This is a genomic window from Brevundimonas sp. FV1ye4L (assembly GCF_058681255.1).
On the sequence record NZ_CM178734.1, the window covers coordinates 837,125 to 861,823 of the forward strand.

The 24,699-nt window shown below is 67.1% G+C and carries 23 protein-coding genes; 13 read left to right on the top strand and 10 right to left on the bottom strand.

The features are described 5' to 3' along the window. Positions 1-74 precede the first annotated feature (74 nt). Positions 75-1,628 carry an AMP-binding protein gene (locus ACW17X_RS04005; RefSeq protein WP_492099762.1) on the top strand — a complete coding sequence of 518 codons (1,554 nt, stop codon included), beginning with the start codon at positions 75-77 and terminating at the stop codon, positions 1,626-1,628. A 6-nt stretch (positions 1,629-1,634) separates the two neighbouring features. Here ACW17X_RS04005 and ygiD read toward each other — a convergent pair whose 3' ends face one another. The 3 genes from ygiD to ACW17X_RS04020 all read right to left on the bottom strand — a co-directional run bounded on the left by ygiD (position 1,635) and on the right by ACW17X_RS04020 (position 3,984). Then, complete coding sequence (gene ygiD / locus ACW17X_RS04010; protein WP_492099763.1) at positions 1,635-2,393, bottom strand: 4,5-DOPA-extradiol-dioxygenase; 759 nt, start codon at positions 2,391-2,393, stop codon at positions 1,635-1,637. A gap of 4 nt (positions 2,394-2,397) precedes the next feature. Next, a complete protein-coding gene (gene wrbA, locus ACW17X_RS04015) occupies positions 2,398-3,000 on the bottom strand; it encodes an NAD(P)H:quinone oxidoreductase (protein WP_492099764.1) in 603 nt (200 codons plus the stop codon). 126 nt (positions 3,001-3,126) lie between these two features. Continuing rightward, positions 3,127-3,984 (bottom strand): D-alanyl-D-alanine carboxypeptidase family protein, encoded by an 858-nt coding sequence (locus tag ACW17X_RS04020; RefSeq protein ID WP_492099765.1) that lies wholly within the window; start codon positions 3,982-3,984, stop codon positions 3,127-3,129. 135 nt (positions 3,985-4,119) lie between these two features. Here ACW17X_RS04020 and ACW17X_RS04025 point away from each other — a divergent pair, with 135 nt between their 5' ends. The 4 genes from ACW17X_RS04025 to ACW17X_RS04040 all read left to right on the top strand — a co-directional run bounded on the left by ACW17X_RS04025 (position 4,120) and on the right by ACW17X_RS04040 (position 7,256). After that, a complete protein-coding gene (locus tag ACW17X_RS04025; RefSeq protein WP_492099766.1) occupies positions 4,120-5,478 on the top strand; it encodes an MFS transporter in 1,359 nt (452 codons plus the stop codon). Beyond that, entirely contained in the window at positions 5,475-6,269 is a 795-nt protein-coding gene (mazG, locus tag ACW17X_RS04030) for a nucleoside triphosphate pyrophosphohydrolase (RefSeq protein WP_492099767.1), read from the top strand. Before ACW17X_RS04025 ends, mazG begins: the two co-directional genes overlap by 4 nt. A gap of 8 nt (positions 6,270-6,277) precedes the next feature. Continuing rightward, complete coding sequence (locus ACW17X_RS04035) at positions 6,278-6,934, top strand: HAD family hydrolase (protein ID WP_492099768.1); 657 nt, start codon at positions 6,278-6,280, stop codon at positions 6,932-6,934. Between the two features lie 124 nt (positions 6,935-7,058). Further along, positions 7,059-7,256 (top strand): hypothetical protein, encoded by a 198-nt coding sequence (locus ACW17X_RS04040; protein ID WP_492099769.1) that lies wholly within the window; start codon positions 7,059-7,061, stop codon positions 7,254-7,256. A 41-nt stretch (positions 7,257-7,297) separates the two neighbouring features. Here the strand turns inward: ACW17X_RS04040 and ahpF are convergent, their stop codons facing one another. Continuing rightward, positions 7,298-8,884, bottom strand: a complete 1,587-nt coding sequence (gene ahpF, locus ACW17X_RS04045) for an alkyl hydroperoxide reductase subunit F (RefSeq protein ID WP_492099770.1) — start codon at positions 8,882-8,884, stop codon at positions 7,298-7,300. A gap of 142 nt (positions 8,885-9,026) precedes the next feature. Then, a complete protein-coding gene (gene ahpC, locus ACW17X_RS04050) occupies positions 9,027-9,590 on the bottom strand; it encodes an alkyl hydroperoxide reductase subunit C (RefSeq protein WP_008260815.1) in 564 nt (187 codons plus the stop codon). A 283-nt stretch (positions 9,591-9,873) separates the two neighbouring features. On the opposite strand from ahpC, the gene yaaA reads away from it, so the two are divergent. The 3 genes from yaaA to ACW17X_RS04065 are packed head-to-tail and all read left to right on the top strand — an operon-like array spanning position 9,874 to position 12,644. Continuing rightward, entirely contained in the window at positions 9,874-10,644 is a 771-nt protein-coding gene (yaaA, locus tag ACW17X_RS04055) for a peroxide stress protein YaaA (protein WP_492099772.1), read from the top strand. Between the two features lie 53 nt (positions 10,645-10,697). Further along, entirely contained in the window at positions 10,698-11,555 is an 858-nt protein-coding gene (locus ACW17X_RS04060; RefSeq protein WP_492099773.1) for a 3-hydroxybutyrate dehydrogenase, read from the top strand. Between the two features lie 24 nt (positions 11,556-11,579). After that, positions 11,580-12,644: a patatin-like phospholipase family protein gene (locus tag ACW17X_RS04065; RefSeq protein WP_492099774.1), complete on the top strand. Its 1,065-nt coding sequence runs from the start codon at positions 11,580-11,582 to the stop codon at positions 12,642-12,644. 13 nt (positions 12,645-12,657) lie between these two features. Here ACW17X_RS04065 and ACW17X_RS04070 read toward each other — a convergent pair whose 3' ends face one another. Then, positions 12,658-13,587, bottom strand: a complete 930-nt coding sequence (locus ACW17X_RS04070) for an L-threonylcarbamoyladenylate synthase (RefSeq protein ID WP_492099775.1) — start codon at positions 13,585-13,587, stop codon at positions 12,658-12,660. Further along, positions 13,584-14,135 carry a cytochrome b gene (locus tag ACW17X_RS04075; protein ID WP_492086802.1) on the bottom strand — a complete coding sequence of 184 codons (552 nt, stop codon included), beginning with the start codon at positions 14,133-14,135 and terminating at the stop codon, positions 13,584-13,586. Before ACW17X_RS04075 ends, ACW17X_RS04070 begins: the two co-directional genes overlap by 4 nt. Before the next feature lie 119 nt (positions 14,136-14,254). Here ACW17X_RS04075 and ACW17X_RS04080 point away from each other — a divergent pair, with 119 nt between their 5' ends. Next, positions 14,255-16,039: an acyl-CoA dehydrogenase gene (locus ACW17X_RS04080; protein ID WP_492099777.1), complete on the top strand. Its 1,785-nt coding sequence runs from the start codon at positions 14,255-14,257 to the stop codon at positions 16,037-16,039. A gap of 20 nt (positions 16,040-16,059) precedes the next feature. Here the strand turns inward: ACW17X_RS04080 and ACW17X_RS04085 are convergent, their stop codons facing one another. Further along, positions 16,060-16,878 carry a trypsin-like serine peptidase gene (locus tag ACW17X_RS04085; protein ID WP_492099778.1) on the bottom strand — a complete coding sequence of 273 codons (819 nt, stop codon included), beginning with the start codon at positions 16,876-16,878 and terminating at the stop codon, positions 16,060-16,062. A 92-nt stretch (positions 16,879-16,970) separates the two neighbouring features. On the opposite strand from ACW17X_RS04085, the gene ACW17X_RS04090 reads away from it, so the two are divergent. Both ACW17X_RS04090 and ACW17X_RS04095 read left to right on the top strand, forming a co-directional pair. Continuing rightward, a complete protein-coding gene (locus tag ACW17X_RS04090; protein WP_492099779.1) occupies positions 16,971-19,205 on the top strand; it encodes a S9 family peptidase in 2,235 nt (744 codons plus the stop codon). A 20-nt stretch (positions 19,206-19,225) separates the two neighbouring features. Further along, positions 19,226-19,699, top strand: a complete 474-nt coding sequence (locus ACW17X_RS04095) for a GNAT family N-acetyltransferase (protein ID WP_492100432.1) — start codon at positions 19,226-19,228, stop codon at positions 19,697-19,699. A gap of 4 nt (positions 19,700-19,703) precedes the next feature. On the opposite strand, the gene ACW17X_RS04100 is transcribed toward ACW17X_RS04095, so the two are convergent. After that, on the bottom strand, positions 19,704-20,564 hold the full coding sequence (locus tag ACW17X_RS04100; RefSeq protein ID WP_492099781.1) for an NAD(P)-dependent oxidoreductase: 861 nt from the start codon (positions 20,562-20,564) through the stop codon (positions 19,704-19,706). Positions 20,565-20,690: 126 nt separating this feature from the next. Here ACW17X_RS04100 and ACW17X_RS04105 point away from each other — a divergent pair, with 126 nt between their 5' ends. Both ACW17X_RS04105 and ACW17X_RS04110 read left to right on the top strand, forming a co-directional pair. Beyond that, the gene (locus tag ACW17X_RS04105) at positions 20,691-21,590 is read left to right on the top strand and encodes a flagellar motor protein MotB (RefSeq protein ID WP_492099782.1); all 900 of its coding nucleotides are present in this window, start codon (positions 20,691-20,693) and stop codon (positions 21,588-21,590) included. Positions 21,591-21,704: 114 nt separating this feature from the next. Further along, positions 21,705-22,442, top strand: a complete 738-nt coding sequence (locus ACW17X_RS04110; RefSeq protein WP_271166061.1) for an arginyltransferase — start codon at positions 21,705-21,707, stop codon at positions 22,440-22,442. Between the two features lie 42 nt (positions 22,443-22,484). On the opposite strand, the gene parC is transcribed toward ACW17X_RS04110, so the two are convergent. Then, on the bottom strand, positions 22,485-24,698 hold the full coding sequence (parC, locus tag ACW17X_RS04115; RefSeq protein ID WP_492099784.1) for a DNA topoisomerase IV subunit A: 2,214 nt from the start codon (positions 24,696-24,698) through the stop codon (positions 22,485-22,487). Position 24,699: the final 1 nt, after the last annotated feature.

The window sequence follows — 24,699 nt, forward strand, 5'->3', positions numbered from 1 at the left end:
AGACGCCGTCGCGTCATTAATGACGGACGCCCGACAACAGAGAGGGCCCCTCGCGCCCTCCGCAGGAGACGCGTTTGCGCCAGGCCCTCGATCCCTCGCTGTACGACACCTCGCTGATCGACGCGTTGATCGATGCGCGCGCCCGCTTCGGCGACAAGGAAATCCTGGAGGACCAGGATCGCCATCCCCTCACCTACACCGGCCTGATCCGCGCCGCCTTCGTCCTGGGCCGCAAGATCGCGCACATGACCGAGCTGGGCGAACGGGTGGCCATCCTGCTGCCGTCGTCCATGGGCGTGGTCGTCACCTTCTTCGGCCTGCACGCGCATGGCCGTGTGCCGGTAATGCTGAACTTCACCGCCGGCGAGGCCAATCTGAAGGCCGCGATCAAGGCCTCGGGCGTCAAGAAGGTCCTGACCGCCAAACGCTTCATCGACCAGGCCAAGCTGGACGATCTGATCGTCGAACTGAAAACGGTCGCCGAAGTCGTCTGGCTGGACGATGTGCGCAAGACCATCGGCCTGGCCGACAAGCTGTACGGCCTGGCCGCCGGCGCCGCGCCCAAGCGTTTCCGCGTCAAGACCGATCCAGACTCGCCGGGTGTCGTGTTGTTCACTTCCGGCAGCTTCGGCACGCCCAAGGGCGTGGTGCTGAGCCAGAAGAACCTGGTCGCCAACGCCCGTCAGGTCGCGGCTCATATCGACCTGCTGCCGGAATGGGTGATGTTCAATCCCCTGCCCACCTTCCACTGTTTCGGCCTGACCGGCGGGGTCATCCTGCCCCTGCTTCAGGGCTTGAAGGCCTTCCAGTATCCGTCGCCGCTGCACGCCAAACAGATCACCGACCTGCTGCCCCAGGTGAACGCCTCGATCCTGTTCGCGACCGACACCTTCCTGAATCAGTACGGCCGCGTCGCCGAGGCCGACGATTTCGCCACCCTGAAGTTCGTGGTCGCCGGCGCCGAAAAGGTGCGCGAGGAGACCCGGAATCTGTTCAACACCAAGTTCGGCGGCGTCGAACTGCTTGAGGGCTACGGCGCGACCGAGGCTTCGCCGGTCGTCGCCGTCAACCACCCGGACCGCAACGCCCCCGGCACGGTCGGCCAGATCCTGCCCGGCCTGGACTGGAGGCTCGAGCCGGTCGAAGGCATCGCCGACGGCGGCCGCCTGTTCCTGCGCGGGCCCAATGTGATGAGCGGCTATGTCACCTCGGCCGAGCCCCTGGAATGGTCGCCGGTGGAGGACAACTGGCTGGACACCGGCGACATCGTCGATGTGGACGCCGAGGGCTACATCACCATCAAGGGCCGCGCCAAACGCTTCGCCAAGATCGGCGGCGAAATGGTCTCCCTGACCGCGGTCGAGGGCATCGCCGGCGCGGTCTGGCCGGACCAGCGCCACGCCGTCGTCTCCATCCCCGACACCCGCAAGGGCGAAAAACTGGTCCTGGTCACCGACCACGCCGAGGCCGAAGTCGCCCCCCTCGCCGAATGGGCCCGCACAAACGGCGCCCCCGAGCTGATCGTGCCCAAAAAGATCGTCAAGGTCGCCGAGGTCCCGGTCCTGGGCACCGGCAAGACCGACTATGTGACGATCCAGAAGATGGTCGAGAGCGACAAGGCGGCGTGATCGGGCTCACCCGATCCTGACCCCTGTCATCGAAATCGATCCGCCCTCGATCCGGTCGTTGAAGAAGCTCACCGCCTCCCCGACCGCCTGCTGGGCGGCCACATAGAGCACCGGCAGGAAGTGCTCGTCGGTCGGCACGCTCAGCTGGGCATCCTCGGCCAGACCGACCCAGTCGATCAGCGCCTCGTGGTCGCCCCGCTCGAACGCCGCCTTCACCGCCGTATTGAACCCGGTCGCCCAGGCATAGGGCTCGGCCCCCGCCTCCCGCTTCCAGGTCCGCAGATTGTGGACGAAATCGCCTGAGCCGGCGATGACGATCCCCTCGTCCCGCAGCGGCCGCAGGGCCTTGGCCACTTCGTAATGCTGACGCGCCGTCAGCTCCCGGTTCAGCGACAGCTGCACCACCGGCACGTCGGCGTCCGGCCAGACGTGGCACAACACCGACCACGTCCCGTGATCCAGACCCCATTGCTGCGTCTGCACCGCGCCGGTCAGTTCCGCGACCCGCGCCGCCAGTTCGGGCGACCCGGGCGCGGGATATTGCATCTCGTGAAGTTCACGCGGAAAATTCCCGAAATCATGAATGGTTTCGGGTCGTTCCTGCGCGGTAACGCCCAGCCCGCGCGTCTCCCAGTGGGCGGAAATCATCATCACCCCCTTGGGTTTGCCGACGGCCTCGCCCAGCGCGCGCCAGGCGGCCCCATAGGGACCGCCCAGGGCGTTCATCGGCGAACCATGACCGAAGAAGACGGCGGGCTGGCGCATCGGATCAGCCGAACTGCTTCTTGGCGATCTCGGCGATATGCTTGCCCTGGAAGCGAGCGCCGTCCAGGTCGATCTGGCTAGGCATGCGCGAGCCGTCGCCCTTCGTCAGGGTGGTGGCGCCATAGGGGCTGCCGCCGACGATCTCGTCCATATTCATCTGGCCCTGGAAGGCATAAGGCAGACCGACGACGATCAGACCATGGTGCATCAAGGTCTGGACCAGGCCCATCAGGGTCGTTTCCTGGCCGCCGTGCTGGGTCGCGGTCGAGGTGAAGGCGCCGCCGACCTTGCCCACCAGGGCGCCGTTGAACCAAAGCCCGCCGGTCTGATCCAGGAAGTTGCGCATCTGCGAGGCGACGGTGCCGAAACGAGTGCCGGCGCCGATGATGATGGCGTCATAGTTGGCCAGGTCCTCGACCTTGGCGATAGGCGCCGCCTGGTCCAGCTTGTAACCGGACGCCTTAGCCAGTTCCTCGGGCACCAGTTCGGGCACGCGCTTGATATCGACGACGGCGCCTTCGACTTGGCGCGCGCCTTCAGCGACAGCGTCGGCCATGGCTTCGATATGGCCATAGGTGGAATGGTAGAGGACGAGAATCTTGGGCATGAGGGAGGCTCCGTTAAACAACTGGGCCGTATTCGCAACAACGACCGTTGCTAACTTGGCGTGAGCCGGTCCCTCATTCAAGTCCTCTGGATCGGTTTTCCTGTCGCAGGCCCGGCTCGGCCAGGTTCACGGCGCGAAGGCCGGATCCCACGGCCGCACATATTCCCAGTGCCACGGCTCATAGACATAGGGGACGAACCCGAACCGGCCGGCGTTGGCGACCAGCCACCGATAGGTCGCGCCCTGCGCCATATGTTCGCGACTGGCCGGCGCGGTCGAATCGACGCCCCGCCCCGGCGCCTGGCCGACGTACAGATCAACCGCCGTCCCTGTCCGGTGCGGCGAACAGACCGCGCGGCGCAGACCGTCGCAATTGCCCTGTTGGGCGCAGCGCGCTGCGTCGGCCTCGGGATCGCGGAAGCCTGAAAAGATCTGCAGCAGTTCGGGATCGGCGGCGACCTCGGGAACCTCGGCCCGGGCGGCGGCGACCATCCGGCGATAGGCGTCCAGCACGTCGCGCCGCAACAGCCGGGTCAGCCGGTCGGCGTGCTCCTCTGACGCGACCAGATAGCCCAGTTGGTTGATCGGCGGCGGATCAGGGCATTCCCCGCGGGTGCGCGCCATCACGAACGGCCGCCGCTCCTGCCACAGACCGCGCAACACCTGAAAGGTTGCGGCGTCGAACAGGCCGGTCGGCGCCAGGCCATGGGTCTGCTGGAACCCCGCCAACTGCGAGGCGAAGATCGGCGTGCCGGGTCCGCACTGGGTGTGCAGCTCCTGCTGGATCAGCGGGACATAGGTCCTCCAGCCGTACTCGGTCGCCCCGAACGGCGCCCACTCCAGTCCATAGGCCGAGGCCGCATTGGCCAGGGCCTCCTCGCCCCAGACGTCGGCGTTGGTATGGCACGGCCCCGCCGCGCGCGCTGCGCCGGCGAAGGCCAGAACCAGCCAGATCGTCAGAAACGCGAGAAGACTTCGCCACATCTCCCCAGCAAGCCTCAAGCGGCCCTCTGGAGCAAGCGCGCAGACGGCCTTCCGCCCGAATCCGACTCCGCTCCCGCGTCCAAACCTGCAATCTTGCGTCGGCCCGACTCATCCGGGCTGTCCCGGACCCGTCGCATGACCGCCGCCGCCGCGCCCCGTCGCTCCAACGCCGTGCTCGCCGCCTTCTCCGGCCCCTGCTTGCCGCTGGCGGCCTTTGGCGTGGCCCTGCCCGTCACCCTGCCGGAGTTCTACGCCACCCACGTCGGGCTTGAGCTGGGCGTGGTCGCGACCGTCTTCATGGCCGTGCGTCTGATCGACATCGTCTTCGATCCCTTCCTCGGCTGGGGCATGGACAAGACCAAGACCCGGTTCGGCCGCTATCGCCCCTGGATGGCGATCTCGACGCCGATGCTGATGCTGGCGGCCCTGATGATGTTCGTCGTGGTTCAGCCGGGCGCGCCGCCGATCTACTTGTTCGGCTGGCTGCTGTTTCTCTACCTCGGCTTCTCCATCGGCACCCTGGGCCAGCTGGGCTGGGCCGCCGTTCTCGCGCCGCAATATGATCAGCGCAGCCGCGTCTACGGCTGGTGGCAGGTGTTCAACATCATCGGGGTGGTGTTGATCCTGGTCCTGCCGACCGTGGTGGTCCAGACCGGGATCGGGACCTATGCCGACGGGGTGCGGATCATGGGCTGGGGCATCATCATCGCCCTGCCGGTCACCGTCGGCCTGGCCATGGTCGCCGTACCCGAGCCCGTCACCGCCGGGGATCAACCGCACGGCAGTCTCGGCGCCTATCTGGCCCTGCTGAAGACGCCCGTGGTGCAGAAACTGCTGATCGCCGACCTGCTGCTGGGCGTGGCGCCGGGCATCACCGGTTCGCTGCTGTTCTTCTTCTTCGGCCAGATCCGCGGCTATGATCACACCGAGGCCGGGCTCTTCATGCTGTTCTATTTCGTCGCCGGCCTGTGCGGCGCCCCCTTCTGGGCTTGGCTGGCGACCCGGGTCGGCAAGGACCGGGGCCTGGCGATCGCCAGCCTCGTCTCGGCCGTCCTCTATGTCGGCGCAACCCTGGTTCCCGGCGGCAATTTCGTCCTGACCGCCGTGGTCATGTTCATCGCCGGCCTGCCCTACGCCGCCGGCCTGTTCCTGACCCGCGCCATGATGGCCGACGCCGGCGACCAGGAGCGGTTCGAGACCGGCGTCGACCGCACCGGCCTGATGCTGTCCATCCTCTCGGCCACCACCAAGATCGGCCACGTCGTGGCCCTGGTGCCTTATCTCATCCTTCAATGGGTCGGCTTCCGCGCCGTGCCCGGGCCGGGCGGCAACAGCGACGCCGCCCTGCTCACGCTCCAGATCCTCTTCATCCTGGTCCCCGGCGTGCTGTTGGTCTTGGCCGGCTGGGTGCTGAAGGCCTATCCGCTGACCGCCGCCCGCCACAACGAGATCCGCAAAGCCTTGGACGCCCGTGACGCGGAGGCTCAGGCATGAGGCCCATCGACCGCCTGCTCGGCGTCATGGAGCGGCTGCGCGACCCCGACGGCGGCTGCCCCTGGGACGTGGAGCAGACCTTCGCCACCATCGCCCCCTATACGATCGAGGAGGCCTACGAGGTCGCCGACGCCATCGAGCGCAATGACCTGAACGAGCTGAAGGGCGAGCTAGGCGACCTGCTGTTCCAGGTTGTCTTCCACGCCCGCATGGCCGAGGAACAGGGGCTGTTCGCCTTCGACGACGTGGTCACCGCCATCGCCGACAAGCTGGAACGCCGCCACCCCCATGTCTTCGGCGACGAAGCCCATCGCTCGTCCCAAGAGCAGACCGTCGCCTGGGAAGCCATCAAGGCCGCCGAGCGCAAGGATCGGAAAAAGCCCGGCGTCCTCGACGACGTCCCGGTCGGCCTGCCCGCCCTGACACGCGCCGCCAAACTGACCAAGCGCGCCGGCCGCGTCGGCTTCGACTGGCCCTCGACCGACGAGGTGTTCGACAAGCTGGCCGAAGAGGTGGCGGAACTGCGCGTCGAGATCGCCGCCGGCGACATGGCCAAGGCGCGCGAGGAGTTGGGCGACCTGCTGTTCGTCGTCGCCAACCTGGCCCGTAAGCTGGACGTCGAGCCCGAGGACGCCCTGCGCGCCGCCAACGCCAAGTTTGTGCGCCGCTTCGGCTTCATCGAGGCGGAACTGGCCAAGGACGGCCGCACGCCCGACCAATCGACGCTGGAGGAGATGGACCGCCTCTGGGACGCCGCAAAGCGCGCCGAGAAGGCCGGCTCCCCATCCTGAGCCGCCGCATGCCCTACGACCTGATCATCTTCGACTACGACGGCGTCGTCGCCGACAGCGAGGTGCTGAACAGCACCGTCATGGCCGAGCAGCTGACCGCCATCGGCCTGCCCACCAGCCTGGACGATGTCCTCGCCGCCTATACGGGCAAGCGCTGGCGCGACAACCGGCCGGCGGTCGAGGCCGCCCTGGGCCGGCCCTGTCCCGAAGACTTCCACACCACCTGGTTCGCCACCTGCCGCGCCCGCGCGCCGATCCATCTGAAGCCCGTCCCCGGCATGATCGACTTCGTCGCCGCCCGGTCCGAGGCCCGCTGCATCGCCTCGTCCAGCGGCCCCGACTGGATCGGCGTCGGCCTGGACCTGTTCGGACTGACCGACCATTTCGACGGCGCCGTCTTCACCGGCCTGGTGGTCGAGCGCGGCAAGCCGCATCCCGACATCTTCCTGCACGCCGCCGACACCATGGGCGTAGACCCGGCCCGCGTCCTGGTGATCGAGGACAGCGAGGCGGGCGTCACCGCCGGGGTCGCCGCCGGCATGACGGTGGTCGGCCTGACCGCCGGCGGCCATATCCGCGACGGCCACGCCGAACGCCTGGTCGCCCGCGGCGCCCACCATATCGCAGACAGCTACGCCGCCGTCGCCGCCTTCATGGACCGTTAGACGCCGGACCCCGCCCGGCTTGCGCGTGGCAAACCGCCGGTAACCCAATCTCTATACCTGCGCTTCAGGCTTCGCCGTACAGCATCGGCTCGATGGGACGACACTCAGGCGAGGGAGCGGGCGAGTGAACGACGACAAGCACAGCTGCACCGGGGGTTACGACGCTCCGCCGACGCGCCCCCGCGAGGAGCCCCAGACCCGTGAAGCCTACGCGGGCGGATCACACGGCGGCGGTGCGCCAGGCCTGGGCGGCCTGTTCGCCCAGGGCCTCGTCCTGCTGCTGGCGTTCTGCTGGATCTTCGACCAGGTCGCTTTAAAGTAACGACCGAAAGACCCGCCATAAGCCGCTGGCGAACCTGACGATCAGGCCGCCACGACCTCTTCCTTGGCCGGCACGGTGCGGATCATATAGTCGAAGGCCGCCAGCCCCGCCTTGGAGCCCTCGCCCATCGCCACCACGATCTGCTTGTAGGGCACGGTCGTCACATCACCGGCGCCGAAGATGCCCGGCTGAGACGTCTCGCCGCGATGATCCACCTCGATCTCGCCTCGCGGGGTCAGGCCCACGGCCCCGTGCAGCCATTCGGTGTTCGGGATCAGGCCGATCTGAACGAAGACGCCTTCCAGGTCGACATGATGATGGGCGTCCGAATTGCGGTCCTTGTAGAACAGGCCCGTCACCTTCTCGCCGTCGCCGCGCACCTCGGTCGTCAGGGCCGAGGTGACGATCCGCACGTTAGGCAGGGTCGCCAGCTTGCGTTGCAGCACCGCGTCGGCGCGCAGATCACTGTCATATTCGATCAGGGTCACATGGGCCACGACGCCCGCCAGATCGATGGCCGCCTCGACGCCCGAGTTGCCGCCGCCGATCACCGCCACCCGCTTGCCCTTGAACAGCGGCCCGTCGCAGTGCGGGCAATAGGCCACGCCCTTGTTCTTGTACTGGTCCTCGCCCGGCACGTTCATCTGGCGCCAGCGAGCGCCGGTCGACAGGATCACGGTCCGCGATTTCAGGCTGGCGCCGTTCTCCAGCACCACCTCGTGCAGACCGCCGGGAACCTTGGCCGGGATAAGCTTGGCCGCCTTCTGCAGGTTCATCAGGTCCACCTCATATTCGCGGACATGCTGCTCCAGATGGGCGGCCAGTTTCGGCCCCTCGGTATGGGGCACCGAAATGAAGTTCTCGATCGCCATGGTGTCCAGCACCTGGCCGCCGAACCGTTCGGCCACGATGCCGGTACGGATGCCCTTGCGCGCCGTATAGATGGCGGCCGCCGCCCCGGCCGGGCCGCCGCCGACCACCAGCACGTCGAACGGATCCTTGGACTTGAGCCGCTCGGCGGCCCGCGCCTCGGCGCCCGAATCCAGCTTGGCGACGATCTGCTCCAGCTCCATCCGGCCCTGGCCGAACAGTTCGCCGTTCAGGAAGACCGTCGGCACGGCCATGATCTTGCGCTCGTCCACCTCGTCCTTGAACAGGCCGCCTTCGATGGCGACGTGTTTGATGCGCGGGTTCAGCACGCTCATCAGGTTCAGGGCCTGCACCACGTCGGGACAGTTCTGGCAGGACAGCGAGAAATAGGTCTCGAACACATAGTCGCCGTCCAGGTCCTTGACCTGCTGGATCAGTTCCTGCGCCGCCTTGGACGGATGGCCGCCGACGTGCAGCAGGGCCAGCACCAGCGAGGTGAACTCGTGGCCCAGCGGAATGCCCGCGAACCGCACGCCGATGTCCGTGCCCTTCCTGCGGATCAGGAAGCTGGGCTGGCGTTCGTCGTCATAGTCGCGACCCATCTCGACCTTGCCGTGCGAGACCGAGACGATCTCCTCCAGCAGGGTCTTCAGCTCGATCGACTTGGGCCCCGCGCCCAGCGAGGCGACCAGTTCGACCGGATGGACGATGTTCTTGAGGTAGCCCTCGAGCTGAGATTTCAGATTGGCGTCCAGCATGGGGCAGTCCTCGAATTTCAGGGGTTGCGCGCCGCCTTCGAGCCGATCCCGGCGAGGCCTGCGCGATAGCGTCCGGCCCCACGAGACAGGGAGGCGGCCGGGTGGGTCCGACCCGAAGGCCGGACCCGATAGGCGTTCAGTCTTAGATCTTGCCGACGAGGTCGAGCGACGGCGCCAGGGTGGCTTCGCCTTCTTCCCACTTGGCCGGGCAGACTTCACCCGGGTGCGAACGCACATATTGCGCGGCCTTGACCTTGCGCAGCAGCTCGGCGGCGTTGCGGCCGATGCCTTCCGAGGTGGTCTCGGTGAACTGGATCACGCCGTCCGGATCGACCAGGAAGGTCGCACGGTCGGCCAGGCCCACGCCCGGACGCATGGCGTCGAAGTTGTTGGTCACCAGGCCCGAGGGATCGCCCAGCATGGTGTAGGTGATCTTGCCGATGGCCGGCGACGAGTCGTGCCAGGCCTTGTGCGAGAAGTGGGTGTCGGTCGACACCGAATAGATCTCGACGCCCAGCTTCTGGAACTCGGCGTAATGGTCGGCCAGGTCTTCCAGCTCGGTCGGGCAGACGAAGGTGAAGTCGGCCGGATAGAAGAAGAAGATCGCCCACTTGCCCGCCACGTCGGCGTCGGTGACCGTCAGGAACTTGCCGTCCTTATAGGCCTCGGCGGTGAAGGGCTTCAGGGTCGTGTTGATGAGGGCCATGCAGGGCGTCCATTCAGCAAGAGTTGGGGAGGCCCGCTTCCTATCGCACTGCAACAAATAAGCCCAATCACTTATTTGCAGATGCGTGATAGATTTTAGTTATAGTCCGTTCTCGGCCTCAATGGGATGAGACTCGCCAATCTCACCGGTTTGACTATCATGCGCGCCGCATTCCACGGGCTCCGCGCGTAGGCCGGGCATGCCCTGGGCGACCCCGCGCCGCACCCGGTTCAAATCGTCGCCGAAGCGGCCTATGTGAGCGGCGCTGACAAGGAGCCGCCTCTTGCTGATCGTTCTTTCTCCCGCCAAGCGGCTCGACTTCGCCGAAGCCGATCCGGCCATCCCCGGCACGGAACGCCGCTTCCGGGAGGACACCGCCAGCCTGTCCACGACCGCCCGGCGTCAGACCAAGGCCGATCTGCGTCGCTTGATGGGCATCTCCGACGATCTCGCCACCCTGAATGTTGAACGGTTCAAGGCCTTCGATCCCGAATCGACCGACGGCGTCCAGGCCGCCTTCGCCTTCGCCGGCGACGTCTATGAAGGCCTGAAGGCCCGCGAGATGGACGCCAAGGCCCTCGCCTTCGCCCAGGACCGGCTGCGCATCCTGTCCGGTTTCTACGGCCTGTTGCGCCCGCTCGACCGTATTCAGCCTTATCGGCTGGAAATGGGTACGAGGCTGAAGACCCGGCGCGGCTCCAGCCTGTACGACTTCTGGGGCGACCGGATCTCGAAACAGCTCAACGCCGACGCCGAGGGTCATTCCGACCCCACCCTGGTCAATCTGGCCAGCCAGGAATATTTCGGCGCCGTGGACGCCAAGGCCCTGAAACTGCCGGTCGTCACCCCCCAGTTCCGGGAAGAGAAGAACGGCGAGAGCCGCATCATCTCCTTCTTCGCCAAGAAGGCGCGCGGCGCCATGGCCCGGTTCGTCATCGACGAGCGGGTGGAACAGGTCGCCGATCTCAAGGCTTTCGACCGGGACGGCTACAAGTTCGACAAGGCCGCCTCGACCGACAACGAGTGGATATTCATCAGATCGGGAAATTCTTGATCCCCGACCCCTCCTGCCGCTAGTCTGACGCCAAAACACCAAAGGGCGGATCCATGTTCAACTGGTCGAAGTCATCCAAGGGGCCTGGCGCCGCCCACGGCGACGCCCCGGTCTTTCGCGACATCGGCGACCTCAAGGGCCAGGTCGCGGTCATTTCGGGCTCGACCTCGGGCATAGGCCTGGCCCTCGCGCGGGCGGTGGCGGCGCGCGGCGGCGATGTGGTGCTGAACGGCCTGGGCGATCCGGCCGAGATCGAACGCACCCGCGCCGGGCTTGAGGCCTCGTCCAGCGGCCGGGTCCGCTATCACGCCGCCAACATGACGCGTGGCGAAGAGATCGCCGACATGGTCGCCTTCGCCAAGCACGAGTTCGGCCGGCTCGACATCCTGGTCAACAACGCCGGCATCCAGCACGTCGAATCCGTCGAGAAATTCCCCACCGACAAGTGGGAGCAGATCATCGCCATCAACCTGTCCTCGGCCTTCTACGCCACGCGGGCGGCCATCCCGATCATGAAGGCCCAGGAGCGCGGTCGGATCATCAACATGGCCTCGGCCCACGGTCTGGTCGCCAGCCCGTTCAAATCGGCCTATGTCGCGGCCAAGCACGGGATCGTCGGCTTCACCAAGACCGTCGCCCTGGAACTGGCTCAGGACAATATCACCTGCAACGCCATCTGCCCCGGCTTCGTCGAGACCCCGATCGTCGAGAAACAGATCGCCGACCAGGCCCGCACCCGCGGCCTGACCAAGGAACAGGTGCTGAAAGACGTCATCCTGGCGGCCCAGCCGACCAAACAGTTCGTGACGACCGACCAACTGGCGGGCCTCTTCCTCTATCTGGTCAGCGACCTGGGCGCCTCGGCCAACGGCGCCAGCTTCTCCATCGACGGCGGCTGGACCGCGCAATAGACCAATGATCTAGGGAGCGGCGGCATGGCGATCTTCAAAAGAAAGGCCGCCGAACCGACGGATATTGTCGCCGTATCATCGGGACGACGCCCCCTGTCCCTGGCGTTGCAGGGCGGCGGGTCTCACGGCGCCTTCCAGTGGGGCGTCCTGGACCGGCTGCTCGAAGACGACCGGATCGATGTCCGCGCCGTCTCCGGGGTTTCGGCCGGCGCCATGAACGGGACGGCCCTGGTCTCGGGCCTCGCCGCCGGCGACGCCCGCGCCGCCCTCGACAAGCTCTGGCGCGAGATCAACCAGTCGGGCGGCCGCAACGTCTTCGGCGACAGCGCCCTGTGGAACCCGGCCCAGGCTCCCGACTGGATCAAGGACACGCCCCTGTGGCGCGCCGGCGAAAGCCTGGCCCTGTCTATGAGCCCCTACGAATTCAATCCCCTGAACCACAATCCTCTGAAGCGGGTTCTGAAGGCGGCGGTCGATTTCGGCGCGGTCCAGGCTTCGGACATCAAACTGTTCGTCGCCGCCACCGCCGTCCGTCAGGCCCGGGCCCGCGTCTTCGAAACCCGCGAGATCAGCGCCGACGTCCTGATGGCCTCGGCCTGCCTGCCCCACCTGTTCCAGGCGGTCGAGATCGACGGCGAACCCTATTGGGACGGCGGCTATCTGACCAATCCCCCCCTGTGGCCCCTGACCGGCGACGACACGCCCGACGACGTGCTGCTGGTCACCCTGAACCCCATGGTCCGCGAGGAGACCCCGCGCGCCGCCGGCGACATCGTCGATCGGCTGAACGAAATCGTCTTCAACGCCCCCCTGATCGCCGAACTGCGCGCCATCGCCATGGCCGCAGAGATGATCGCCGACGGCCAGCTGAAACACGGCGCCGGCGCCTATCGCCAAGTCCGTCTCCACGCCATCGAGGCGGACGGCTGGCTGTCGGACCTGTCGCTGCGGTCCAAGTTCAACACCGAATGGAGCTTCCTCAACGATCTAAAGAGCCGGGGTCGCGCCGCCGCCGAAGACTGGCTGACCACCTGCCTGCCCTGCGTGGGACGCCAGTCCAGCGTCGATCTCCAGGCCCGGTTCGGCTGAGGTGGCGTTCGCCCTAGCCGACGAAGCCGGCGGCGCGACGCAGCCGGTCGTTGATCGCCTCGCCCAGCCCCTGCGCCGGGATCGGCGATACGGCGATGCCCACAGGATGCGTCCGATCCGCTTCCCTGAACAATCTGAACAGGTTGGCGGCCGCTTCTCGCAGATCGCCCGACGGACTCAGGCTCCAGCGCGCCTCCCCCACCCCGGCCCCGAAGCCCAACAGAACCTCGCCTTCACGGGGCTCGACCACATCGATCCGCACCGGGGCGTCCGGCGCATAGTGGACGGCCAGCCGCCCCGGCGAGCGATGCCCCTCCCCGCTGTCCGTCAGCGGGCCGACTACAGCCTCGATCTCGGCGCGGGTCACGGCGCCCGGTCGCAGCAGCGCCACCCGTCCGCCCAGCACCGATACGACCGTGCTCTCCAGCCCCACCGCGCACGGCCCGCCGTCCACGGCCGCCGTCACGGCGAACCCCGTCTCATCCACGGCGTCGGCGAAGGTCGTCGGGCTGGGCCGCCCGGACCGATTGGCCGAGGGCGCCACGACCGGTCTGCCGAAGGCCGACAGCACGGCTCTCGCCCCGGCATGGCCCGGAACCCGGATGGCCACGCTGTCCAGCCCGGCCCGCGCCAGATCGCACACCCGGTCGCGATCCCGCACCGGCGTCACCAGGGTCAAGGGTCCCGGCCAGAAGGCCTCGGCCAGAGCCCGCGCCTGGCTGTCGAACACACCGATCGCTTCCGCCGCCATGGCGTCGACGACATGGGAAATCAGCGGGTTGAACCGCGGCCTTCCCTTGGCCTCAAAGATGGCCGCCACCGCCTCCGGCCGACCTGCGTCCGCGCCCAGCCCATAGACGGTCTCGGTCGGCAGCAGGATCAATTCGCCCCGCCGCAAGGCCTCCGCGGCCTGTTCAGGCGTGTCGCCGCCTCGCGGGCTCATGGCCGACGCGGGATCAGCGGGATCATCCGATGAAGCACATTGTCTCGATTGATGAATTGATGCTTCAGCGCACCCAGCACATGAAGCGCGATCAGGACGTACAGCCCCTTCATCACCAGCTCATGCACGTCCATCAGCCGCCCCGCCGTCTCACGTCCGCCGCCGACCGGCAGCAGCGGCCAGTCGAACAGGCCGAACCAGGCGATCTCGCGCCCGGCGGCCGAGGACGCCAGCCAGCCGGTCATCGGCATGGCGATCAGGACCACATAGAACAGCACATGGGTCGCCCGTGCCGTCCATTTTTGCCAGCGCGGCGTCTCGACCGGCAGGGGAATGGCCGGGTGCGCCAGTCGCCAGCCGATTCGCGCCAGGGTCAGGACCAGGATCGTGATCCCCACCGACTTGTGCAGCATGACGAACTGACCCGACAGAGGCCCTTCGGTGTTCTCATGGGCGGTGATCAGCAGCACCTGCGTCAGAACGCCCAGGGCGATGATCCAGTGCAGCGCCAGGGACACCGTGGAATAGCGATTGCGGGGCTCGGCCATGACTTCCATTCCGTTGCGGCAGGGCGCCAGTGTGCCCTGACGAAGGCCCCCGCGCCAAGTCGCTTGCTAGAACAGGCGACCAACAGGCACTTAGGCCTGAAGACAGATCGAGGAAACCCATGAGCTACCGCGCCCCCGTTCGTGACCTGGCCTTCACCCTTGAGGCGATCGCCGGCATGGCCGACGTCTCCGCAACCGGCGCCTTCCCGGACTACGACAGCGATGTCGCCGGGGCGGTGCTGGAGGCGGCCGGCCAGTTCTCCGAAGAGGTGCTCGCTCCGCTGAACCGCATCGGCGATCAGCAAGGCTCTCATTATGCGAACGGCGCCGTCACTGCCGCGCCCGGATTCGCCGACGCCTATCGCCAGTTCGCCGCCGGCGGCTGGACCGGCCTATCCGCCCCCGCCGAGGTCGGAGGCCAGGCCCTGCCCAAGGCGCTTGAGCTGGCGGCCTTCGAGACGGTCCATTCCGCCAACATGGCCTTCGGCCTCTGCCCCATGCTGTCCCTCGCCGCGATCGAGGCGCTGGACCAGGTCGGGACCGAGGACCAGAAGGCCAAATATCTGACCAAGCTGGTCAGCGGCGAATGGACCGGGGCCATGGTCCTGACCGAGCCGGGCGCGGGATCGGACCTGGGATCGCTGATCACCACGGCGACGCCGAACGGCGACGGCACCTACGCCCTGAACGGCCAGAAGATCTACATCACCTGGGGCGATCACGACGCCACCGACAACATCATCCACCTGGTGCTGGCTCGTCTGCCTGACGCGCCCAAGGGCCCCAAGGGCATCAGCCTGTTCCTGACGCCCAAGTTCGCGGTGAACGACGACGGAAGCCTGGGCGAGCGCAACGCCTTCCGCCCCGTCGGCGTCGAGCACAAGCTGGGCATCCACGCCTCTCCCACCTGCGTCATGAGCTATGAAGGCGCCCGCGCCGAACTGGTCGGCCGTCCGAACGAGGGCCTAGCCCATATGTTCGTGATGATGAACGCCGCCCGCCTCGCCGTCGGGGTCGAGGGCGTCGGCATCGCCGAACGCGCCTATCAGCACGCCCTCGCCTATGCGCTGGACCGTCGCCAGGGCCGTTCGGTCTGGACCGGCGAGGCCAATGCTCCGATCTTCGACCATCCCGACGTGCGCCGGATGCTGGGCGTGATGAAGGCCAAGACCTCCGCCGCCCGCGCCATCTGCCTGTCGACGGGCGTCGCCGCCGACCTGGCCCGTCACGCCGGAACTGAGGATGACCGCCGCCGCTGGAAGGCCCGCGAGGACCTGTTCACCCCCATCGCCAAGGCCTGGTCCACCGACGTCGGCTGCGAGGTCGCCTCGCTGGGCATCCAGATTCACGGCGGAATGGGCTTCATCGAGGAGACCGGCGCCGCCCAATACTATCGCGACGCCCGCATCGCGCCGATCTACGAAGGCACCAACGGCATCCAGGCCATGGACCTGGTCGGCCGCAAGCTGTCGATGGACGGCGGAGACGCGGCCAAGGCCGTAATCGCCGACATGAAGGCGACCTTGACGCAGCTGGGCGCACTCTATTCCGGCAAGCCCCTCGAGCGGTTCGCCACGGGCATCGAGGCGGTTCAGGACGCCACCCTGTGGCTGCTTGACCGCAAGGCCGACGCGGACGGCGCCGCCGACGTCCTGGCCGCCGCCGACGCCTATCTCAAACTGATGGGCGACGTGGTCGGCGGTTGGATGCTGGCCAAGGGGGCCCTGGCCGCCAAGGCGCGGCTGGACGCCGGCGAGGGCGATCCGATCTGGCTGCAAGGCAAGCTGGACCTGTACGAGGTCTATGCCGCCAACGTCCTGGGCCATGTCTCCAGCCGCCTCGCGGCCGTGGGCCAGGGCGGAGACCTGTTGCAACGCCTGACCGCCGAAGCCCTGACCGGCTGAGGCGGCGAGCGCCCGGCGCCTCAGGGCGCCGGCGCGGCCTTCTGATCCAGCAGGGCCACCGCCTCGCGGATATAGTCGGCATGGACGACCACCCCGATCCCCAGCCGTTCTTCCTGCACGATGACTTCCTGGGTCAGCACGCCGGCGACATAGGGGTGGATCGGCTTGTCCACATCCGCCTGTCGCTGCACGGTCGGGGTCCAGAACACCGGTCCGCCCGAGTTGCCGGGGAAGACGGCGAAGTCGAGCAGGAAGGTCGGAAAGGCGCTGATCGGCGTCAGCGGCCAGGAGGCGATCCGACCCACCCGCAGGATCGGGAACCCGGCCCGGTTGGCCGACAGGCCGCGCGGAAAGCCCAACGACAGCATGTCGTCGCCCGGCCCGACCTCAGCCGCATCGAACGTGTCCTTGTCGGCCAGCCAGGCCATCGGGATGGCGGCGCGGGCGAAGGCCTCGGGCGCCGTGATCTCCATCACCGCCACATCGCGGTCTTCCGGCTTGGTCCACAGCGGATCGGACGCCGTATCGCGGATCGTCAGGGGCTGGGGGTCGAACCGCCACCGGCCGTCGGGCAGCTCCGTTCGCCAGCCGATCCGCGCCTCGGCCTCCGGCATTCGGCTCAGAACATGGTCGGCCGTCACCAGGACGATGCGCGGCGTGCCGTCCGGCCGGGGCGCGTTCAGCAGAAAACCGGTCCCCACCGTCCGCGTCCCGTCTCCGGTGGGCTGGTCGATCTGAACCGTCGCGTTGATCAGCGATACTGTCAGGTCCCACGCCGGACGGCGTTCGGTCTGAGCCGCCTCGACATAGGGCGTCGGCTGAGTCTGAAGGTCGAACATCAATGGAAAGCACTTCCCCGGCTTTTCTTCATTTGACGTCGGCCATAGGCCACGCACAAGCTCCGGTCATCCGAATAAAGGGGGCCTAGCCTATGAACCGTCGCCAGTTGATCCTTTCCACGGCCGCGACAGCCGCCGCTGCGGCCTCCCCCGCCTTTGCCCCCGCTTTTGCTATGCCCGCCAAACCTGCCGGAACCTCGATGCCTCAACCTCCTGTCGCCAAGAAGATCCCCTTCGTCATCGAACAGCTGGGGCGCACCCGGACCGACGACTATCATTGGATGAAGGACGACAACTGGCAGGCCGTGCTGAAAGATCCGACCCTGATCAAGGCCGAGGTCAAGGAGCATCTGACCGCCGAAAACGCCTACCGCGAAGCCATGATGGCCTCCACCGTGCCGTTGCAGGAGGCGATGTTCGCGGAGATGCGCGGCCGCATCAAGGAAGACGACAGCTCCGTTCCCGCCGCCGACGGCGATTGGAATTACTTCGTCGAGTACCGCACTGGCGACCAGCATCCCCGTTACATGCGGGTCGAACGCCAGGGCACATGGATGGTGAACGGTCAGCCGGTGACGAAAAACTTCGTCATGGCCCCCACGCCCCAACTGCTTCTGGACGCCAACGAACTGGCGAAGGGCAAGGCCTATTCCGAAGTCTCGGCCGCCTCTCACAGCCCCGACCACGCCCTGTTCGCCTATGCCGAGGACGCCCAGGGGTCAGAGGTGCACAAGATCTATGTGAAGGATCTGGCGACCGGCGCCGTCCTGCCTGACCCCATCGAGAATTCGAACGGCGACTTCACCTTCTCGCCCGACAGCCAGTGGATCTTCTGGACCAACCGCGACGACAACGGCCGGCCGGACAAGATCTTCCGCCGCCCCGCACGCGGCGGCGAGACCACCCTGGTCTATCAGGAAGAAGACGACGGCATGTTCATCGGCGTCGGCCGCACCGCCGACGACCAGTTCATCGTCATCAGCATCCAGAACCAGGAGACCTCCGAGGCCCGCTACATCCCCGCCTCCACCCCGACAGCAGCGCCGGTGGTGCTGGAACCGCGCGTGGTGGCCATCCGCTACGACGTCGATCACTGGGGCGACCGCTGGGTGATCCGGACCAACGCCGACGACGCCATCGACTTCAAGATCGCCCAGGCGCCGACCGCGACCCCGTCCAAGGCCCATTGGACCGATCTCGTGCCGCACACGCCCGGCCGCTACATCGAAGGCCTGGACCTGACCAAGGACCACCTGGCTCGCCAGGAACGCGCCGACGCCAATACCCGCATCATCATCCGCGACCGCGCCGGCGCCGAGCACGAGATCGCCGTCGACGAACCCGCCTTCGCCCTGTCGCTGTCCGGCGCCTCCGAGTTCGAGACGACGAATACGCGCTACAGCTACAACTCGCCGTCCACCCCGACCCAGACCTTCGACTACGACATGGCGACCCGCGCGCGGACCCTGCGCAAGACCCAGCAGATCCCGTCGGGCCACAATATCGCGGACTATGTGGTCGAGCGGCTGAACGCCCCCGCTTCGGACGGACAGCTGGTGCCGGTCACAGTGCTGCGTCGCAAATCCACGCCCGTCGATGGTTCGGCGCCCCTGCTACTGTACGGCTACGGCTCCTACGGCATTCCCATGCCCGCCAGCTTCTCGACCAACCGGTTGTCTCTGGTGGATCGCGGCTGGATCTACGCCATCGCCCATATCCGGGGCGGCTCGGACAAGGGCTGGGGCTGGTTCCTGGACGCCCGCCGGATGACGAAGAAGAACACCTTCACCGACTTCATTGCGGCCGCCGAACACCTGATCGAAGGCAAATATGTCGCCGCCGGGAACATCGTCGCCCAGGGCGGGTCGGCCGGCGGTCTGCTGATGGGCGCGGTCAACAATATGCGGCCCGACCTGTGGGCCGGCGTCATCGGCCAGGTGCCCTTTGTCGATGTCATCAACACCATGAGCGACACCTCCCTGCCCCTCACCCCGCCCGAATGGCCCGAGTGGGGCAATCCGATCGAGGATCCGGAGGCCTACGACTATATGATGAGCTACAGCCCCTATGATCAGGTGGGCCCGAAGGCCTATCCGGCCATCCTGGCGACCGGCGGCCTGTCCGACCCCCGCGTCACTTATTGGGAGCCTGAGAAATGGGTCGCCAAGCTGCGACCCGCGACCACCTCGGGCAAGCCGGTGCTGCTGAAGATCAATATGGAAGCCGGGCACGGCGGCGCGGCCGGCCGGTTCGACTATCTGAAGGAAGTCGCCCACGACTACGCCTTCGCCGTCTGGGCCGTCGAGAAGGGCTGGGAGGCCGCCTGATTTCCGTTCCCGACATCCGCCTGGCGACGGACGATGATTGGCCGGATCTCTGGCCGATCATCGAAGGCGTGACCCGCGCCGGCGACAGCTACGCCTATCCGCTCGACATGAGCGAGACGGTCGCCAGGGCCCTCTGGACGCCGCCCCCGCCCGGCGGCGTCCTGGTCGCCGTCGAGGACGAACGGGTGATCGGCGCCGCAAAAATCGTCCCGAACCGTCCCGGCAACGGCGCCCATGTCGCCAACGGCAGTTTCATGGTCGCCCCCCAGGCGCGCGGCCGTGGCGTCGCCCGGCGCCTGGGCGAGGCGGCGCTGGACTTCGCCCGCGACGCCGGCTTCCGGTCCATGCAGTTCAACGCCGTGGTCGAGACCAACACCATCGCCGTCGCCCTATGGAAGTCACTCGGCTTCGAGACCCTCGCCACAGTCCCCGAAGCCTTCGACCATCCCGCGCACGGTCTGGTCGGGCTCCACCTCATGTATCGACGCCTATAGCCCGTCAGTCGCGCGACTGGAGCCGCGCCGCCAGGCTGGAAGTGTCCCACCGATTGCCGCCCATGGCCTGCACCTCGGCGTAGAACTGGTCGACCAGGGCGGTCACGGCGAGACGCGCGCCGTTCGACCGCGCCTCGTCCAGCACAAGCCCCAGATCCTTACGCATCCAGTCGACGGCGAAGCCGAATTCGAACTCGCCCCTGGCCGCCGTCTTCCAGCGATTGTCCATCTGCCAGCTCTGGGCCGCGCCCTTGGACACGGCGTCAAAGGCGGCGTCGGTGTCCAGGCCCGCCACCTGGGCGAAATGCACCGCCTCGGCCAGACCCTGAACCACGCCGGCGATGGCGATCTGATTGACCATCTTGGTCAGCTGCCCCGACCCCGCCGGTCCCATATGCTTGATCGCCTTCGAATAGGCCTTCAGCGCCGGCTCCGCCCTGGCCAGGGCCTCGGCGTCTCCGCCCGCCATGACGCTGAGCTGACCATTCTCCGCCCCCGCCTGGCCGCCCGACACCGGGGCGTCGACGAAGGCGCGCCCCCGCTCGGCCGCCAATGACGCCATCTCGCGCGCCAGCTTGGCGGAGGTCGTGGTGTGATCGACGATCACCGCCCCCTCGGCCAGATGCGGCAGGGCCTCGGTCACGACCGCGCGCACGTCGTCGTCATTGCCGACGCACAGAATGAACAGATCGACCGCCTGCGCCGCCTCGGCGACAGTCTCGCCGAACCGCCCCCCCGTCGCCTCGGCCCAGGTCTGCGCCTTGGCGGTCGTGCGGTTGAAGCCGACGACATCATGGCCGGCCTGCACCAGATGACGCGCCATGGGGGCGCCCATGACGCCCAGGCCGGCGAATGCGATCTTCATGACAGGCTCCTTGGTTCAGGCCCGGACTAGGCCGCGTCGGGCGGGCGTTCAAGCCGCTCGCCTCGGATCAACGCACGGTTAACCTTGGGGCCTCACATTGGGTCAGGAAATTCCCGGGGTGCGTCCATGTCCGTGAGCGATCGTCCGATCCTCATCAAAAAGGTCAAGAAGGTGTCCGGCGGCGGCCACCACGGCGGCGCCTGGAAGGTGGCCTATGCGGACTTCGTGACCGCCATGATGGCCTTCTTCCTGCTGATGTGGCTGATCAATACGACCGACCCAGAACAGAAGAAGGGCATCGCCGACTACTTCGCCCCCGCCAGCGTATCCGAGACCACGTCGGGGTCGGGCGGCATCCTGGGCGGCACCGCCCTTGGCGACGACGGTCCCAAGAGCTCGGGCTCGCAGTCGGTGATCGAACAACTCGCGCCCGAGGCCCCGGCCGACGCCACCAACCCGGGGTCCAGCAGTGATCTTTCGAGCGCCAGCGAAGCCGCGCTCCAGGCCGAGATCAAGAAGCGTGAGTCTGAGGAATTCGCCAGCGCCGCCGAGTCTCTTCGCCAGGCCATGCAGTCGATGCCGGAACTGGCCGAGCTGTCGAAACAGCTGATCGTCGACCAGACGCCCGAAGGATTGCGCATCCAGCTGGTCGATCAGGAGGGCCGCTCGATGTTCGACAACAACTCGGGTCGGCCGAACGCGCGCGCCCAGGTCCTGCTGCGCGCCGTGGCCAAGGTCATCAACCAACTGCCGAACCGCATCTCCATCACCGGCCACACCAGCGCAACGCCCGGCTCCAACCGCGCCAGCGCCCCCGCTGACTGGGCCCTTTCCTCGGAACGCGCCAACGGGTCTCGACTGGTGCTCCAGAACGCCGGCGTAGACCCCGACCGGGTCTATTCGGTCGCCGGCAAGGCGGGTTCCGACCCCCTCTACCCCGACGACCCCACGCTGCAAGGCAATCGCCGTATCGCCATCGTCCTGTTGCGAGAGGCGCCGGTCCTGCCGATGGACACCTCGCTGTGATCGTGTGCGGCTGTGGCGCCCAGGCGCTTGCGGCCGGGCCGTCAATGACGGCAAATCCAGGCATGAGCCTTCGACCGTCGTATTTTTGGCCTGTTCGGGTGCGGACATAGAGCCGTGACCCAGCACGTTCCGACACGACAACTCCGGTTCTTCATGACCTCGGTCGCGCCGTGTCCCTATCTGCCGGGCAAGACCGAACGAAAAGTATTCGCCAACCTGCCCTTCTCCGACGGCGCCCACGTCAATGACGAGCTGACCCTGGCCGGCTTCCGCCGCAGCCAGAACATCGCCTATCGCCCGGCTTGCGAGGCCTGCGACGCCTGTGTCTCTGTGCGTCTGCCCGTGCCCGAGTTCGCCTTCAGCCGGTCCCAGCGCAAGGTCCTGGCCCGCAACGCCGACCTGTCGCGCGACTTGGTCGAGGCCGAGGCCACGACCGAACAGTTTCAGCTGCTGCGCCGCTACCTGACCACCCGCCACCCGACCGGCGGCATGAGCGACATGGGCTGGCTCGACTATGTCGCCATGGTCGAGGACACCGCCGTCCGCACGCACCTGATCGAATATCGTCTGGCCTCCGACGACGGCGGTCCCGGCGACCTGGTCGCCGTCACCCTGACGGACCTCCTGAAGGACGGTCTGTCGATGGTTTACAGCTTCTACGACCCTCGCCTGGACCGCCGCAGCCTGGGCCGGTTCGCCATCCTGGACCATATCCGCCAGGCCGCCCAGGTCGGCCTGCCCTACGTCTATCTGGGCTACTGGGTCCGGGGTTCGGAAAAGATGGACTACAAGGCCGACTTCCGCCCCATGGAAGTGCTCGGCAAGCTCGGCTGGTCTAGGTTGGAAGACTAGGCGACCGCCTCTCCCTCCCCGACCGGGGAGAGAGGCCAAACCCTACCTGAACTTCCGCAAGCCCCGCGGCCCCTGACGTCCGGCCCCGGCGCGCTTGCCCAGCCAGTCCTTCCAGTCCGGCCAGTTGCGACGCCGTCCGCCGCCGTCGGCCCATTCCGGCCCCTGTTCGGCGTTGAACACGGTCACGTCGGCCAGGCCGCCCTGTTTGAAGTTCTGCAGCCGCACGCCCTTGCCGCGTCCCATCTCGGGCAGTTCGTCCAGAGGGAAGATCAGGGTCTTGATGTTTTCGCCTATCGTCGCGACGTGGTCGGCCGTCGGCGTTTGCGGAATCCGCAGCATGGCCAGCATGTCGCCGTTCAGCACCTGTTTGCCGCCCCGCTTCTGGGCCAGGGTGTCGTCTTCCGGCGCAATGAAGCCATAGCCGGCCTTGGAGGCGATCAGCAGTTTCCCGCCCGGCTGGTGCGCCAGCAGATTGATGATCTCGGCCTTCTCGTCCAGATCGATCATCAGGCGCAGCGGCTCGCCATGCCCGCGACCGGACGCCAGCTTATCGGCCCCGATGGTGAAGATCCGTCCGTCCGACGCCCCGACCAGCAGCTTGTCGGTCGTATAGGCCGGCACCAGATAGGCCAGCTGGTCGCCTTCCTTGAACTTCAGCTCCGACGGATCCTCGACCTTGCCCTTAGCGGCGCGGATCCAGCCCCGTTCTGACAGGATGACCGTGATCGCCTCACGCGGAATAAAGGCCTCAGGCGCCACGAATGCGCTCGTGTCCACAGCGTCGGCGATGGTCGTCCGGCGCGGCGAGATCAGCGCCTTGCGCACCGCCTCCAGCTCCTTGGAGATCGCCTTCCACTGCTTGCCTTCCGACGACGTCAGGGCCTGCAGGTTGGCCAGCTCCTCCGAAAGCTCCTTGAACTCCTTCTCGATCGTCATCTCTTCCAGACGCGCCAACTGACGCAGCCGGGTGTCGAGGATGAAGTCGGCCTGGACCTCGGTCAGGCCGAAGCGCGCGATCAGGACGGCCTTGGGCTGTTCCTCCTCGCGGACGATGCGGATCACCTCGTCGATGTTGAGGAAGACGATGCGCAGGCCTTCCAACAGGTGCAGCCGCTTCTCGACCCGCGCGATCCGCCATTGCGAACGTCGGTTCAGGACCTCGCGCCGGTGATCCAGGAAGGCCCTCAGGCAGGCCTTCAGCCCCATGACGCGCGGCGTGCCGTCGGCGTCCAGCACGTTCATGTTGATCGGGAAGCGGACTTCCAGATCAGACAGCTTGAACAGGCTCTCCATCAGCATCTCAGGCTCGATGGTGCGGTTCTTGGGCTCGAGGATCAGGCGGATGTCTTCCGCCGACTCGTCGCGCACGTCCCCGAGGAGCGGCGCCTTCTTGTGCTCGATCAGGTCTGCCAGCGCCTCGATCAGACGCGACTTCTGCACCTGGTACGGCATCTCGGTGACGATGATCCGCCACACGCCGCGCCCCAGGTCCTCAGTCTCCCAGCGCGCCCGCAACCGCACGCCGCCCCGGCCCGTCTCATAGGCGTCCAGGATCGAAGCGTGGCCCTCCACGGCGACCCCGCCGGTCGGGAAGTCAGGCCCCGGCACCAGTTGCACCAGTTCAGCCGTCGTCGTCTCGGGCCGGTCCAGCAGCATCTGACAGGCGTCGATCAGTTCGCCGACATTGTGCGGCGGGATCGAAGTCGCCATGCCTACGGCGATGCCGGACGAGCCGTTGGCCAGCAGATTGGGGAATCCGGCCGGCAGAACCACCGGCTCCTCGTCCTGGTCGTCATAGGTGGCGCGGAAATCGACCGAGTCCTGGTCGATCCCGTCCAGCAGCAGAACGGCCGCCGGGGTCAGCTTGCACTCGGTGTAGCGCATGGCCGCGGCGCTATCGCCGTCGATATTGCCGAAGTTGCCTTGCCCGTCGACCAGTGGATAGCGCTGGGCGAAATCCTGGGCCAGACGCACCAGGGCTTCATAAATCGAGGCGTCGCCGTGCGGGTGGTATCCGCCCATCACCTCGCCGACGACCTTGGCGCATTTGCGCGCCGCCGCCTGCGGGTTCAGCCGCATCTGGTGCATGGCGTACAGGATGCGCCGGTGCACGGGCTTGAACCCGTCCCGAACATCGGGAAGGGCGCGGTTGGTGATGGTCGACAGGGCGTAGGCCAGATAGCGACGGCTGAGGGCCGTCTCCATCGGCTCGTCGATGATACGGCCGCCTTCCGGCGGCGGAGCGTGGATCGTCATG